This window comes from Achromobacter sp. EG18 (assembly GCF_059759395.1).
Window position 1 is genome coordinate 3,139,512 of record NZ_CM186213.1, and the last position, 13,292, is coordinate 3,152,803.

The 13,292-nt window shown below is 68.7% G+C and carries 15 protein-coding genes; 4 read left to right on the forward strand and 11 right to left on the reverse strand.

Annotation, left to right across the window (positions count from 1 at the left end; translation table 11 throughout):
* The first annotated feature begins 8 nt into the window (after positions 1-8).
* Positions 9-650: a 3-oxoacid CoA-transferase subunit B gene (locus AC6CR5_RS14245; protein ID WP_006385549.1), complete on the forward strand. Its 642-nt coding sequence runs from the start codon at positions 9-11 to the stop codon at positions 648-650.
* Positions 650-1,477 (forward strand): IclR family transcriptional regulator domain-containing protein, encoded by an 828-nt coding sequence (locus AC6CR5_RS14250; RefSeq protein WP_054516100.1) that lies wholly within the window; start codon positions 650-652, stop codon positions 1,475-1,477. The genes AC6CR5_RS14245 and AC6CR5_RS14250 overlap by 1 nt, the downstream gene beginning before the upstream one ends.
* Positions 1,478-1,489: 12 nt before the next feature.
* On the opposite strand, the gene AC6CR5_RS14255 is transcribed toward AC6CR5_RS14250, so the two are convergent.
* The 6 genes from AC6CR5_RS14255 to AC6CR5_RS14280 all read right to left on the reverse strand — a co-directional run bounded on the left by AC6CR5_RS14255 (position 1,490) and on the right by AC6CR5_RS14280 (position 6,216).
* Positions 1,490-2,536 carry an L-threonylcarbamoyladenylate synthase gene (locus tag AC6CR5_RS14255; RefSeq protein ID WP_437257364.1) on the reverse strand — a complete coding sequence of 349 codons (1,047 nt, stop codon included), beginning with the start codon at positions 2,534-2,536 and terminating at the stop codon, positions 1,490-1,492.
* Between the two features lie 4 nt (positions 2,537-2,540).
* Positions 2,541-3,731 carry a 5-(carboxyamino)imidazole ribonucleotide synthase gene (locus AC6CR5_RS14260; RefSeq protein WP_437257363.1) on the reverse strand — a complete coding sequence of 397 codons (1,191 nt, stop codon included), beginning with the start codon at positions 3,729-3,731 and terminating at the stop codon, positions 2,541-2,543.
* 5 nt (positions 3,732-3,736) lie between these two features.
* A complete protein-coding gene (gene purE / locus AC6CR5_RS14265; protein WP_026383173.1) occupies positions 3,737-4,258 on the reverse strand; it encodes a 5-(carboxyamino)imidazole ribonucleotide mutase in 522 nt (173 codons plus the stop codon).
* Between the two features lie 74 nt (positions 4,259-4,332).
* On the reverse strand, positions 4,333-4,905 hold the full coding sequence (locus AC6CR5_RS14270) for a disulfide bond formation protein B (protein ID WP_006385554.1): 573 nt from the start codon (positions 4,903-4,905) through the stop codon (positions 4,333-4,335).
* 11 nt (positions 4,906-4,916) lie between these two features.
* Positions 4,917-5,075, reverse strand: coding sequence for a DUF5993 family protein (locus AC6CR5_RS14275; protein ID WP_006385555.1), 159 nt, complete (start codon positions 5,073-5,075; stop codon positions 4,917-4,919).
* Between the two features lie 259 nt (positions 5,076-5,334).
* On the reverse strand, positions 5,335-6,216 hold the full coding sequence (locus AC6CR5_RS14280; RefSeq protein ID WP_020926729.1) for a phosphoribosylaminoimidazolesuccinocarboxamide synthase: 882 nt from the start codon (positions 6,214-6,216) through the stop codon (positions 5,335-5,337).
* A gap of 172 nt (positions 6,217-6,388) precedes the next feature.
* Here AC6CR5_RS14280 and AC6CR5_RS14285 point away from each other — a divergent pair, with 172 nt between their 5' ends.
* Complete coding sequence (locus AC6CR5_RS14285) at positions 6,389-6,844, forward strand: GFA family protein (RefSeq protein WP_020926728.1); 456 nt, start codon at positions 6,389-6,391, stop codon at positions 6,842-6,844.
* Positions 6,845-6,928: 84 nt separating this feature from the next.
* Here the strand turns inward: AC6CR5_RS14285 and fba are convergent, their stop codons facing one another.
* Together fba and AC6CR5_RS14295 are read right to left on the reverse strand one after the other, a co-directional pair.
* Positions 6,929-7,993: a class II fructose-bisphosphate aldolase gene (fba, locus tag AC6CR5_RS14290; protein ID WP_006385558.1), complete on the reverse strand. Its 1,065-nt coding sequence runs from the start codon at positions 7,991-7,993 to the stop codon at positions 6,929-6,931.
* Positions 7,994-8,166: 173 nt separating this feature from the next.
* On the reverse strand, positions 8,167-9,066 hold the full coding sequence (locus AC6CR5_RS14295) for an SMP-30/gluconolactonase/LRE family protein (RefSeq protein WP_047993248.1): 900 nt from the start codon (positions 9,064-9,066) through the stop codon (positions 8,167-8,169).
* Positions 9,067-9,404: 338 nt separating this feature from the next.
* Between AC6CR5_RS14295 and AC6CR5_RS14300 the strand changes: the two genes are divergently transcribed.
* On the forward strand, positions 9,405-10,703 hold the full coding sequence (locus tag AC6CR5_RS14300; RefSeq protein ID WP_035199918.1) for a dicarboxylate/amino acid:cation symporter: 1,299 nt from the start codon (positions 9,405-9,407) through the stop codon (positions 10,701-10,703).
* Between the two features lie 112 nt (positions 10,704-10,815).
* Here the strand turns inward: AC6CR5_RS14300 and AC6CR5_RS14305 are convergent, their stop codons facing one another.
* From AC6CR5_RS14305 to phnL, 3 genes are all read right to left on the reverse strand, one after another.
* Entirely contained in the window at positions 10,816-11,250 is a 435-nt protein-coding gene (locus AC6CR5_RS14305; RefSeq protein WP_020926725.1) for a hypothetical protein, read from the reverse strand.
* A gap of 117 nt (positions 11,251-11,367) precedes the next feature.
* Positions 11,368-12,573: an alpha-D-ribose 1-methylphosphonate 5-triphosphate diphosphatase gene (locus AC6CR5_RS14310; protein WP_026383178.1), complete on the reverse strand. Its 1,206-nt coding sequence runs from the start codon at positions 12,571-12,573 to the stop codon at positions 11,368-11,370.
* Positions 12,574-12,575: 2 nt separating this feature from the next.
* Entirely contained in the window at positions 12,576-13,292 is a 717-nt protein-coding gene (gene phnL, locus AC6CR5_RS14315) for a phosphonate C-P lyase system protein PhnL (protein ID WP_026383179.1), read from the reverse strand.

Here is a 13,292-nt window from a genome sequence, read left to right on the forward strand (position 1 = left end):
GGATTCCCATGCCCACTCCCCTTACCCGCGAAGCCATGGCGCGGCGCCTGGCCCAGGACATTCCCGACGGCAGCTACGTCAACCTGGGCATCGGCATGCCGGTGCTGGTGGCCGCCCATTTGCCCGCTGGCCGCGAAATCGTGCTGCACAGTGAAAACGGCATTCTCGGCATGGGCCCGCCGCCGGCCGAGGACGACATCGACCTGGACCTGATCAACGCCGGCAAGCAGCCGGTGACGCTGCTCGAAGGCGGCGCCTATTTCCACCACGCCGATTCCTTCGCCATGATGCGCGGCGGCCACCTGGACATCTGCGTCATGGGCGGCATGCAGGTCGCGGCCAACGGCGACCTGGCCAACTGGTCCCTCAACAAGCCGGGCGAAGCGCCGGCCGTGGGCGGCGCCATGGACCTGGCGGTGGGCGCGCGCAGCGTCTACATCCTGATGGAACACAACAGCAAGGACGGCTCGCCCAAGATCGTCGAGCGCTGCACCTACCCGCTGACCGGCGCCGGCGTGGTCGACCGCATCTACACCGACCTGGCCGTGATCGACGTCACGCCCGACGGCCTGCGGGTCCGGGATATGATCGACGGCATGACATTGACAGCGCTGCAGGCGCGCACCGGCGCGCCGCTGCGCGCAGGCTGATGCTGCCCAACCTTCCCCCGCCCGGCTACGCCGCGCCCCTCGCCCCCGAGGACCACCCCGACCAGCTGCGCGGTGATCCCGACTACATGCTGACGCTGGCGCGCGGCCTGCACGTGATCCGTGCCTTCGGCACGCGCCGCCATCCGCAGACGGCGGCCGAGCTGGCGCGCCGCGCCGGCCTGCCGCGCGCGGTGGTGCAGCGCTGCCTGCACACCCTGATCCTGCTGGGCATCGCCGAGCAGCATGGCCGCCAGTACATCCTGACCCCGCGCATCCTGGGGCTGGGCTACGCCTACTTCTCGTCCACGCCGTTCGTCTCGCTGGCGCAACCAGTGCTGGAGGAACTGAGCGCCACGGTCAACGAGACCTGCGCGCTGGCCATCATGGAAGGGCACGAGATGCTGTACCTGGCGCGCTCGGAAGTGAACCGGCTGCTGGCCACCTCGATGGGGCTGGGCAGCCGGCTGCCGGCCTACTGCACGTCGATCGGCCGCGTGCTGCTGGCGCAGTTGTCCGAGCCGGCGCTGGCGCGCTACTTCGCCGCCATCGAACTGCAGCCCTACACCGAGTTCACCATCACCACCGAAGCGCGGCTGCGGGCCGAGCTCGCGCGCATCCGCGAGCAGGACTACGCGCTGGTCGACCAGGAACTGGAATTGAATGTGCGCGCCATCTCGGTGCCGGTGCGCTCGGCCAGCGGCAAGGCCTGCGGCGCCGTCAACGTCAGCGTCAAGGCGGCGCGGGTGCCGCTGGAGCGATTGACGGGAGAATTCCTGGCGCCGATGCGCCAGGCGGTGGCCAGGATCGGGGAATTCCTGGCGGCCTGAACGGCCGCCCCCCTACAGGTCGGTGGTGTCGAGCGTGAACGCGGCGGCGGCGCGGCCGATGCGGTCGTTGACCGCGTGCCACGCGTCATCGGCTGGCGGCGCCTGCACGATAATGCGCGCAAAGCCCTGGCCGTCCAGATCGCGCAGCAAGGCGTACAGCGCCTGGGCGTAGCGCGCCGGATCGGCCGGCACCTGTTGCCACTGGATGCGCGCATCGACGGCCGCCGGCGGCGGCGTGTACGCCACCACCACGACCTTGCCCGGCGGCAGGCCGCGGCCCTGGAGCGCGGCTTGCAGGCGCGCGTCGGACGCCAGTTCCAGCGCGGTGCGCGGCGCATAGTGCGCCTTCAGCGTGCCCGAGGCGCGCGGCGCGGCGGCGTCGGGCGCGAACACCTGCACGCCCAGCACGGCCTCGATCTGCGCGGCGCTGATGTGGCCGGGGCGCAGCAGCACCGGGCCGGCGCCGCGATCCAGGCGCGACAGGTCCAGGATGGTGGATTCGATGCCGACCTCGGAGGCGCCGCCTTCCAGCACCGGCATGCCGGCCGCGACCTCGTCGGGAAATTCACCGCGCACGTGGTCGGCGCGGGTCGGCGAAACCTGGCCGAACTTGTTGGCCGACGGCGCGGCCACGCCGCCCTGCCCGTTCGGCTTGCCGGCCGCGAACGCCGCCAGCAGCGCCTGCGCCACCGGATGCGAGGGGCAGCGGATGCCGATGCTGTCCTGGCCGCCGCTGACCGTGTCGGCGATATGCGGCGCGCGCTTGAGGATCAGCGTCAGCGGACCGGGCCAGAAGGCGTCGATCAATAGGCGCGCCTCGGGCGGCACCTCGGCCGCCCAGTACGACAGGTCGCCCTGCGGCGCGATGTGCACGATCACCGGGTGGTTCGACGGCCGGCCCTTGGCGGCGTAGATCCTGCCCACCGCCCGCGGGTTCTCGGCGTCCGCGCCCAGGCCGTAGACGGTTTCGGTCGGGAACGCGACCAGCTCGCCGGCCAGCAGGCGCCGGGCGGCGTCGGCGATGTCCGCGGCGCTGGCGGAGACGGACGGAGCGGACATGGCGTTACTCGGGCGCCTGCATGCCCAGCGCGGCGGCGACACGCGCCGCGTCGGCCCGGGCCTGTTGCAGCGTCGGCGCGACGATGGTGACGTGGCCCATCTTGCGGCCGCGGCGCGCCTCGCGCTTGCCGTACAGGTGCAGCTTGGCCGTGGGCACCGCCAGCGCGGCGGCCCAGTCGGGCTCGCGCTGCGTGTCGCCGGTAGCCAACGGATACCAGATGTCGCCCAGCAGGTTCAGCATCACGGCCGGCGCCAGCAGGTCGGTGCCGCCCAGCGGCAGGCCGGCCATGGCGCGCGCCTGCTGCTCGAACTGGCTGGTGACGCAGGCGTCCATGGTGTAGTGGCCGCTGTTGTGCGGACGCGGCGCGATCTCGTTGACGATCAGGCTGCCGTCCTGGAGCACGAAGAATTCCACGCACAGCACGCCGTGGTAGCCCAGGCCCTGCGCGATGGCCTGCGCGGCCGCGGTGGCCTGCGCCTGGCGTTCGGCGTGGGCGGCGTCAAGCTTGACCGGCGCCGCCGTCGACACGGCCAGGATGCCGTCGCGATGCACGTTGCGCGCCACCGGGAACACCACGCTGGCGCCGTCGAAACCGCGCGCGATCACGACCGAGATCTCATAGTCCAGCGGCATCAGCGCTTCCAGCACGCAGGCCACGCCGCCGAACTCGGCGAACGCGGCCAGCGCGGCCTCGCGCGAATCGATGCGGGCCTGACCCTTGCCGTCGTAGCCCAGGCGCGCGACCTTGAGGATGCCGGGGAACAGGCTGTCGGGCACGGCGCGCAGGTCGGCTTCGCTGCGGATGGCGGCGTGTGGCGCAACCGGGATGCCCTGGCTGGCGATGAAGGCCTTCTCGGCGATGCGGTCCTGCACGATGGCGACCGCGTCGGCGGCCGGGCTGACGCGGCAGCGGGCCGCCAGCGCGCGCAGGCTGTCGGCCGGCACGTTCTCGAATTCGGTGGTGACGGCCTGACAGGTCTGCGCCAGGCGCGCCAAGCCGTCTTCGTCGTCATAGGCGGCCTGGATGTGCAGGTCCGCCACCATGCCCGCCGGGCACTCGGCGGCCGGGTCCAGCACCGCGACCTTGTAGCCCAGGCTTTGCGCCGCGTGGCAGAACATGCGGCCCAACTGGCCGCCGCCCAGCAGGCCGAGCCAGCCGCCGGGGGCAATGGTGAAAGCAGTCGATTGCGTCATGGGGATCAGGCCTCGGGCGGAACCTTCATGTCGCGCGCGGCCTGCGTCTGGCGCGCGCGGAACGCCACCAGCTTCTTGTGCAGGCCGGCATCGGTGCCCGCCAGCGTGGCGATCAGGTGCAGCGCGGCGTTGGCGGCGCCGGCCTCGCCGATGGCGAAGGTGGCCACCGGCACGCCCTTGGGCATCTGCACGATGGACAGCAGCGAATCCTCGCCGCGCAGGTACTTGGACGGCACCGGCACGCCGAACACCGGCACCTCGGTCAGGGCCGCCATCATGCCCGGCAGGTGGGCCGCGCCGCCCGCGCCGGCGATGATGCCGCGCAGGCCGCGGTCGAACGCGGCGGCGCCGTACTCGGCCATGTCCTGCGGCATGCGGTGCGCGGAAATCACGCGCGCCTCGTACGGCACGCCGAAGTCTTCGAGCATGGTGACGGCGTGCTTCATGACCTCCCAATCGCTGGAAGAACCCATAATCACGCCCACCACGGGGGTGGCGTCTGCCGCTGCGGAAGTCTTGGCTGTCATAACCGGTGTCGAGTCGTTGAAAGGCCGCGGCCGTGCCGCGAAACCCGGTATTTTACCCGGCGCCGGCGCCACCCCTATGGCGTATTGCCCGAACCCAGCCAGAGATACCCGGCGGGATTGTCCGGGCAGGGCCCGAAACCGCATTGCAGCGTGGTGCTGCCCAGGTTGGCGAGCACCATGATGAAAAACAGGGCCATGATGACCACGCCCAGCACCGACACCGGCCGCTTGAGCATGTTGTCGCCCCATTTGCGATCCACCGACAGCATCAGCACGCAGAACACGATCAGGGCGCCGAAGGCGATGAAGGCCCAGGTATAGAAGTGCAGGCCCAGGAACGGCGTGCCGTAGCCGGCATCGCCCGGGGCGATGTGCAACAGCACCTGGCGGCCCGACGCCACCATGCCGCCCAGCGAGGCGGCAATGGTCATGGCGTAGTGCATGGGGGACGGGCCCAGCCGCAGGTTCAGCAACAGCCCCACCCCGGCCAGCATGAAGGCCACGCGCTGCAGCAGGCAGAGCGGGCACGGCAATTCGTCGTAGGCGAATTGCCAGGCGAAGGCCAGCCCGAGGATGGCGGTCACGCCCAACAGGGCCAGGGCGTTGAGCACGCGCGAGCCGCGCGCCGGATTGCGGGAAAAGATCATGTCGGCGGGGCCTACAGCGACAGCGCCAGCGGGCTGGTCATGTGGAACTGGCACCAGGCGGCGAACACCGCCAGGGTGATCAGCCAGAAAGCGACGCAGGGACGGCGCTTGCCCAGCAGGCCGAACCAGACGGCGACCAGTCCGGTCAGGAAAGGCAACATCATGATCATGCGCAGCTCCTTTCTGCATCCGGTGGGCGGCCAGGCCCAGGCGGCGGCTGCGGGCCGCGTCCGGCAAGTTGACAGAGAGAAAGCCGCGCGGGCGCGCCGACGGCTTCCTGTTGCAAGTTGCCGGCGAGTATAACGTAACAATACGCAATAATTCTTACCGAAAAACAGGGATTTCCCTGACGAACGGTCTGCGCCGGGCAAAAAAAAACCGCCCGGCGATCGGGCGGTCTTTCGGGCGGTCTTTCGAATGGGCGGCGCGTCAGGCCACCAGGCGGTCGAGCGCTTCGCGATACTTGGCGGCCGTCTTTTCCAGCACGTCCTGCGGCAGGCGCGGCGCCGGCGGGGTCTTGTCCCAGGTCTGGGTCTCGAGCCAGTCGCGCACGAACTGCTTGTCGAACGAAGGCGGGCTGATGCCGACGCGGTAGCCGTCGGCCGGCCAGAAGCGCGAGGAGTCGGGCGTCAGCACTTCGTCCATCAGGTACAGCGTGCCGTCGTCGTCCAGGCCGAACTCGAACTTGGTGTCGGCGATGATGATGCCCTTGGTGGCGGCGAAGCGGGCCGCTTCGGTGTACAGCTTGAGCGTGACGTCGCGGATGCGCTCGGCCATTTCCTGGCCGACTTCCTTGACCACATGCGCGAAATCGACGTTTTCGTCGTGCATGCCGAATTCGGCCTTGGCCGCCGGCGTGAAGATCGGCTCGGGCAGCTGGCTGGCCTGCTGCAGGCCGGCGGGCAGCTTGATGCCGCAGACGGCGCCGGTGGCCTGGTAATCCTTCCAGCCGGAACCGATCAGGTAGCCGCGGGCCACCGCTTCCACCAGGATCGGCTTGAGGCGCTTGACCACCACGGCGCGGCCGCGCACCTGGTCGACTTCGTCGGGCGCCACCACGTCTTCGGCCTTGATGCCGGTGGAGTGGTTCGGCAGGATGTGGGCCAGCTTCTGCAGCCAGAACTCGGTCAGTTCGGTCAGCACCTGCCCCTTGCCGGGAATGGGATCGTCGAGAATGACGTCGAACGCCGAGATGCGGTCCGACGCGACGATCAGCAACTTGTCGTCGCCCACCGCGTACATGTCGCGGACCTTACCGCGGCCCAGCAGCGGCAAGGACTTGATGCTGGATTGATGCAAAGCAGAAGTCACGGAAAAATGGCCTATGGCAAAAATGGGGGTCGCGCAAAGCGCATAGGTTACTGCAAATAGCCCCGTCTTGCCGCGCGGCGGGCCCCGGGTTAGTCTGGCCGGATTCCAAAAAATGCGCCGGCCGCGCACCGCGTCACGGCGCCCCCTTTACCCCTGGAGGAGACAGAGTCGTATGCAGGATGCAACCCAGAAACGCCCGCCGCACGCCGACGCGCAGGTCCACCTGACCGGCGGCTGCCAATGCGGCGCGGTGCGCTACGCGGTGACCGAAGAGCCGATCATGGCGGCCACCTGTCATTGCCGCGATTGCCAGTATTCCAGCGGCGGCGCGCCGGCCCACGCGCTGATCCTGCCGGCCGGCTCGGTCACCCTGCTGCGCGGCAAGGCGCGCGAGCACCGCTACCAGGGCGATTCCGGCCACACCGTGATGCGCAGCTTCTGTGCCGACTGCGGCACGCCGCTGTTCGGCGGCTCGGACGGCATGGGCTACGAGGTGGTTCGGGCCGGTTCGCTGGACGACCCCGAGGCCTTCCACACCCGCGTCACCATGTGGACGGACTCGGCCCCGTCCTGGCACCACGTGGACAGGACCGTGCCGCATTTCCCCCGCAACGCGCCGCCCGCCTGACAGGGCCGGCGCGCAAAGAAAAAAGGCGGACCCGCCAGGGTCCGCCTTTTTGCTGCCCGCCTTCCGGGGAAGGCGGCCGGCGGCTTACTGCACCACTTGGGTCAGCTTGCCCGAGGCGTACTGGGCGGCGATCTCGGTCAGCGGCAGCGCCTTGATCTTGCTGGCGTTGCCGGCGGTGCCGAACTCGGTGTAGCGAGCCACACAGATCGCCTTGGCGGCGGCGCGGGCCGGCTTCAGGTATTCGCGCGGGTCGAATTTCTCGGGGTTCTCGGCGAAGAAGCGGCGGATGGCGCCGGTCATGGCCAGACGGATATCGGTGTCGATATTGATCTTGCGCACGCCGTACTTGATGGCTTCCTGGATTTCCTCGACCGGCACGCCGTAGGTTTCCTTCATGTTGCCGCCGAATTCACGAATCTCGGCCAGCAGTTCCTGCGGCACGCTGGAGCTGCCGTGCATCACCAGGTGGGTGTTGGGCAGGCGGGCGTGGATTTCCTTGATGCGGGCGATCGACAGGATGTCGCCGGTGGGCTTGCGCGTGAACTTGTAGGCGCCGTGGCTGGTGCCGATGGCGATGGCCAGGGCGTCGAGCTGGGTGCGGCGCACGAAGTCGGCGGCCTGCTCCGGGTCGGTCAGCAGCTGGTCCATGGTCAGCTTGCCGTCGGCGCCGTGGCCGTCTTCCTTGTCGCCCTGCATGGTTTCGAGCGAGCCCAGGCAGCCCAGTTCGCCTTCGACCGTCACGCCCAGCTTGTGGGCCACGTCCACCACCTTCTTGGTGACCTCGACGTTGTAGTCGTAGTCGGCGATGGTCTTGCCGTCTTCCTTGAGCGAGCCGTCCATCATGACGCTGGAAAAGCCCAAGTCGATGGCGCCCTGGCAGACCTTGGGCGACTGGCCGTGGTCCTGGTGCATGACCACGGGGATGTGCGGGTAGGACTCCACGGCGGCCTGGATCAGGTGCTTCAGGAAGCCTTCGCCGGCGTACTTGCGGGCGCCGGCCGAGGCCTGCATGATCACCGGGCTGTCGGTCTCCGCCGCGGCTTCCATGATGGCCTGGACCTGTTCCAGGTTATTGACGTTGAATGCCGGAATGCCGTAGCCGTGCTCGGCGGCGTGGTCGAGCAACTGGCGCATGGAGACTAGGGCCATGAGTGGTCCTCCTTAGGTACTGTCGATTGAAAGATGGTTGAAATCAAGCGGAATGGTGAGATTTTACGGGGGATTCGAAGAAAGGTCTTGAAACGACGGGTATCCCTATCCGCCAGGACTAAACCGGCCGCCCGAGCCGCGGCCGGGCGCCTCCCCCATAAGCAGGCCAGCCGTTAGGGGCGGCCGGCGCGCGGCACGTCCACCCGCGTCACCAGGATCCGCCCTTCGGGCCGGGCGCGGCGGTTGGCCTCGATGAAATCGGGCGCCGCCGCCATGAACAGCGTCTTGCCGTCCGGCCCGCCCAGGGCAGCCGCAAAGATGCCCAGTTCGCCGGTATCGATTTGTTCCAGAATCCGGCCGCCGCGCGCCAGCCGCACGATGCGCTTGCCGATCGCGTCGGCCACCCACAGCGCGCCCTCGGCGTCCAGCGCGCCGCCGTCCGGCCCGATGGCCGACGCTTCGATCAGCACCGACAGGTCGTCCGACTCCGGCAGGGCGCCGAAGTGGGCCCAGTCGCGCCGCGGCCCCAGCGCCCCGTCCGCCAGGATGTCGAATTCCGAGATCCGGTTGCCGAAGGTCTCGTTGACGATCAGGGTCTTGCCGTCGGGGGTGATGAAGGAACCGTTGGGGAACCACAATCCGTCCGCCACCACCTGGGCCACCCCGTCCGGATCCACCCGCACCAGGGTGGTGGTGGCGAAAGGCTCGCCGGCCATCAGGTCGAAACCGAAATTGCCCACGTAGGCGCGGCCCAGCTCGTCGACCACCATGTCGTTGACCGGTCCGCCGGTCAGGGCGGACAGGTCGCAATGCGTGACCAGCCGGCCGTCGGGCTCGCGCCGCAGCAGCTTGCGGTCCTTCATGGAGGAAATCAGCAGGCGACCGTCCGGCAGCCATCCCAGGCCGGACGGCTGCTCCAGGACTCGGCAGATGACTTCCACCCTGCCCTCCAGATCGACGGCGATGACCTTGCCTGTATAGAAGTCCGATGCCCACAGGCGCCCGTCGCGCCAGCGCAGTCCCTCCAGGAAGGTGTACCCCGAGGCCAGCACGGACAATTCGCGTTGCGGCATGGCTTTGTCTCCCACGGCTTTCTCCTTATTGGTGACGGCGGGCCTGGCTGGCCCAATATCTGTATGGATGGCGCCCGCCCCCGGGCAGCGCCTGGGCGTCCCGGGGCCAGGCCATTTTGTCATGAGGCCGGCGCGGCGGCAGTCGGGGTTGACCCGTCCCCAACCTGACAACTAACTGTCAGGTTGGCGGCGTTAACATCGCGCCCCAAGGGTTAACCCGCGCCGCTCCGGGTCCCTTCCGGCATATCCGTCATTGGACCGATCCGCCCCGCCCCATGCCGGCGGGTAAGGCCTTCCCCCGGCCGACCGCGACGATCCCCGTTTTCCTGTTTTTGAAGATGAATACAAAGAAGCTGACGCGTTACATCGGCATCGCCATGGTGCTGGGCGTCGTGGTGGGCTATTTCTGCAACAAGTATGCGCAGAACGCGCAAGAGGCCAAGGAAATCGCCTCGTACTTCAGCCTCATCACCGACATCTTCCTGCGCATGATCAAGATGATCATCGCGCCCCTGGTATTCGCCACCCTGGTGTCCGGCCTGGCCAGCATGAGCGATGCCAGCGCCGTCGGCCGCATCGGCCTGCGCGCCATGTTCTGGTTCATCGCGGCCTCTGCCATCTCGCTGCTGCTGGGCCTGGCGCTGGTCAACATCTTCCAGCCCGGCGCGCACCTGAACCTGGCGCTGCCCGACGCGGCCGCCACGGCCGGCCTGAAGACCGGCGACTTCACCCTCAAGGCCTTCATCGCGCACGTGTTCCCCAAGAGCATCGCCGAAGCCATGGCCAATAACGAGATCCTGCAGATCCTGGTGTTCTCGCTGTTCTTCGGCGCGGCGCTGTCGTTCATCCGCGGCAAGGGCCACAACACCATCTACAACATGATCGACGAGCTGGCCAAGATCATGTTCCGCGTCACCGACTACGTGATGCGCTTCGCGCCGCTGGGCGTGTTCGCCGCCATGGCCGCCGCCATCACCACCGAGGGCCTGGGCGTGCTGGTCAGCTACGGCAAGCTGATCGGCGAGTTCTACCTGGGGCTGGCGCTGCTGTGGGCCATCCTGTTCGGCGTGGGCTACCTGTTCCTGGGCCGTTCGACCTTCCGCCTGGGCGGCCTGATCAAGGAACCGACCCTGCTGGCCTTCTCGACCGCCAGCAGCGAATCGGCCTATCCCAAGACCATCGAGGCGCTGGAGCGTTTCGGCGTGTCCAAGCGCATTTCGGGTTTCGTGCTGCCGCTGGGCTACTCGTTCAACCTGGACGGCTCGATGATGTACCAGTCGTTCGCGGTGCTGTTCATCGCGCAGGCCTACAACATCGAGATGAGCTTCTCGCAGCAACTGACGCTGCTGCTGGTGCTGATGGTGACCAGCAAGGGCATGGCGGGCGTGGCGCGCGCTTCGCTGGTGGTGGTGGCGGCGACGCTGCCGATGTTCCACCTGCCCGAGGCCGGCCTGCTGCTGATCATGGGCATCGACCAGTTCTTCGACATGGGCCGCACCGCCACCAACGTGGTCGGCAACAGCCTGGCCACCGCCGTCATCGCCAAGATGGAAGGCAAGGAAGAGGACCTGGCGGCCGCCGACACTGCCACCAGCGCGGTTTCAGCGCCGCCGCGCACGGCCTCGCGCGAGGCCTGAGCCAGGCGCGCCGACTCGTTCCAGAACCGCAAGCACGGGCCCCGCGATGAATGCGGGGCCCGTTTTTCATGGGTCGGTCGATCCGACGGCCCGCCCGGGCCACCGCGTTGACTCAGTCGTTGACCGAACACGACACCGGCGCGCCGTCCTCGAATTCCACGTCGTAGGTGTGCACCGGGTCCCACGGCAGCGTGAACCACAGTTCGTAGCCGTCGCCGTCCTCGTCGAACAGCCAGAGGGCGCGCAGCACGGCCTTCCCGGCCATCGCCTCGGCGGTTTCCTCGCCCAGCAGCTGGTCGTCCTCGATGCCGAGCTTCTTGCAATGTTCGTATGAGTAGTTGTCCAGCAGGAAGTCGGCCGCGGCCAGGACCTGCTCATCGAGGTTGTCGATGATGGCCTTGACCACCTTGGACGCCGCGCCGGACGGTTCCTCGCCGTCGGTCTGCACCATCACGTGGATGGGCGGACGGCCTTCGCCCACGGGCACGTTTTCGGCGGCCCAGAGATCGGGTTCTTCGGGGTCCTGGGTGAAATTGAATCGTGCCATCACGTGCTCCGGAAAATAAGGCAGACGGGCCGCCCGCCCGCTGGCGGCGTCCTCGTCCGCCCATTTAACCAGATGCGCGTGCCGCCCGCTTGTCCGGCGACAAGGTTTGACGGTTTCTCAGGCCGCCACCAGGCCGTCGGCCTCGGCCGCGCGCGCGGGCGTCGGCGCGCGCGCCGGCGCATAGTGGGTCGAGAACACCAGGCGGCCGGCGCTCCAGGTATGGCTGATGAGCGGCAACGTGCCCACCTGCGCCACGGCCACCAGGTCGGCGCGCTGGCCCACGGCGATGCGGCCGCGATCGGCCAGGCCGCAGGCGTCGGCCGGATTCGCCGTCACCAGCGCAATCGCCTGCGGCAGCGTCAGGTCGGTCTGCGCCGTCACCGCGAAGGCCGCGGCGATCAGGGTCGAGGGCTGGTAGTCCGAGCACAGGCAGCTGGCCACGCCCGCGCGGATCGCGTCGATGGCGCGCATCGAGCCGCTCTGGCTCTTGCCGCGCAGCACGTTGGGCGCGCCCAGGATGGTGGGCAGGCCGCAGGACACCGCGGCGCGGGCGGTATCGAGCGTGATCGGAAACTCGCTCATCGCCACGCCCAGGTTGCGCATGGTGGCGATGCGATGGATCGAATCGTCGTCATGGCTGGCGGTGGGGATGCCCCGGTCGCGCGCATGCGCAAGCAGCGTTTCCACACGCTGCACCGCGCCATCCTTGGCGCGCGCCTTGGCATGCGCGGCCTCCTCGGCCTGCTCGCGGCTCATGGCGTGGTTGCCGATCATGTATTGCAGGTATGACTCCAGCGTCTTGAACTGGCCCTGGCCCGGCGAATGGTCCATCACCGAAAGCAGGTCCACCGCGCCCTCGTCCATCAGCTGCCGCAACACCGGCACCGAGGTGGCGTCGGTCACTTCGTAGCGACAGTGCACGCGGTTGTCGACCAGGCTGTGCTGGCGGAAGGCGCGCACGCTGCGCACCACCTGCGCGGCGGTGTCGTTGTTGCGCACGCCCCATTCGCTGTTGGCGAACGACAGCGCATGATAGGGCGTGGTGATGCCGGCCGCGGCGTTGCGGCGATCCACCTGCGCCACCGCGAAATCCAGCGGGAACAGCACTTTCGAACGCGGCTCGGCTTCCTTTTCGATGGCATCGCAATGCAGGTCGACCAGGCCCGGCACCAGCGTCAGGCCGCGCAGGTCGATCTCGCGGTCGGCCGCGGCGCCATCGGGCGCGATGGCGGCGATGACGCCGTCGTCGATCAGGACGGCGCTGTCTTCCAGCACGCGGTCGGGCAAGACGACGCGGGCGTGGGTCAGGTAGGTGCTGGTCATGCTCACTCCAATTCGACGGCGGCCTGCGCGGGACGCAGGGCCAGGACCCGCGACGCCACCGCGTCGCGCACTTCTTCATCGTGGAAGATGCCCAGCAGGCAGCGGCCGGCGGCGCGCGCTTCGCGGATCAGCGCCACCACCACCGCGCGGTTGTCCGGATCCAGCGACGCGGTCGGCTCGTCCAGCAGCAGGATGGGATGCCGGGCGATGAAGCCGCGGGCGATGTTGACCCGTTGCTGTTCGCCGCCCGAGAACGTGGCGGGCGCCAGCCCCCACAGCCGCTGCGGCACGTTCAGGCGGCGCAGCATGGCGGCGGCGCGCTCGCGCGCCTCGCCGGCGTCGATGCCGGCCATGCGCAGCGGCTCGGCCACCACGTCCAGCGCCGACACGCGCGGGATCACCCGCAGGAACTGGCTGACGTAGCCGATGACGTCGCGCCGCAGCGCCAGGATGCGCTGCTCGGGCGCGCCGACCAGTTCGACCCAGTCGTCCCCGGCGCGCACGCGGATGCTGCCTTCGGTGGCCAGGTAGTTGCCGTAGAGGCAGCGCAGCAAGGTGCTCTTGCCGGTGCCTGAGGGGCCCGCCAGCACCAGGCAGTCGCCGGCGGCGGCGTCGAAATCGACCGCCTCCAGCACCGGCAGGCGAATGCCGCCCTGGTTGTGCAGGGTGAACATCTTTCCGAGGCCCCGCACCTCGATCATGGGAGTCGCAACGGTCAT

Coding starts and splice junctions, on each gene's coding strand:
- AC6CR5_RS14310 (WP_026383178.1), bottom strand. CDS start 12,573: ATGACCAGCACCTACCTGACCCACGCCCGCGTCGTCTTGCCCGACCGC.
- AC6CR5_RS14260 (WP_437257363.1), bottom strand. CDS start 3,731: ATGACGCAATCGACTGCTTTCACCATTGCCCCCGGCGGCTGGCTCGGC.
- AC6CR5_RS14250 (WP_054516100.1), top strand. CDS start 650: ATGCTGCCCAACCTTCCCCCGCCCGGCTACGCCGCGCCCCTCGCCCCC.
- AC6CR5_RS14275 (WP_006385555.1), bottom strand. CDS start 5,075: ATGATCATGATGTTGCCTTTCCTGACCGGACTGGTCGCCGTCTGGTTC.
- AC6CR5_RS14270 (WP_006385554.1), bottom strand. CDS start 4,905: ATGATCTTTTCCCGCAATCCGGCGCGCGGCTCGCGCGTGCTCAACGCC.
- purE (WP_026383173.1), bottom strand. CDS start 4,258: ATGACAGCCAAGACTTCCGCAGCGGCAGACGCCACCCCCGTGGTGGGC.
- AC6CR5_RS14255 (WP_437257364.1), bottom strand. CDS start 2,536: ATGTCCGCTCCGTCCGTCTCCGCCAGCGCCGCGGACATCGCCGACGCC.
- AC6CR5_RS14245 (WP_006385549.1), top strand. CDS start 9: ATGCCCACTCCCCTTACCCGCGAAGCCATGGCGCGGCGCCTGGCCCAG.
- phnL (WP_026383179.1), bottom strand. CDS start 13,292: ATGACCGTTGCGACTCCCATGATCGAGGTGCGGGGCCTCGGAAAGATG.
- AC6CR5_RS14305 (WP_020926725.1), bottom strand. CDS start 11,250: ATGGCACGATTCAATTTCACCCAGGACCCCGAAGAACCCGATCTCTGG.
- AC6CR5_RS14285 (WP_020926728.1), top strand. CDS start 6,389: ATGCAGGATGCAACCCAGAAACGCCCGCCGCACGCCGACGCGCAGGTC.
- AC6CR5_RS14300 (WP_035199918.1), top strand. CDS start 9,405: ATGAATACAAAGAAGCTGACGCGTTACATCGGCATCGCCATGGTGCTG.
- fba (WP_006385558.1), bottom strand. CDS start 7,993: ATGGCCCTAGTCTCCATGCGCCAGTTGCTCGACCACGCCGCCGAGCAC.
- AC6CR5_RS14295 (WP_047993248.1), bottom strand. CDS start 9,066: ATGCCGCAACGCGAATTGTCCGTGCTGGCCTCGGGGTACACCTTCCTG.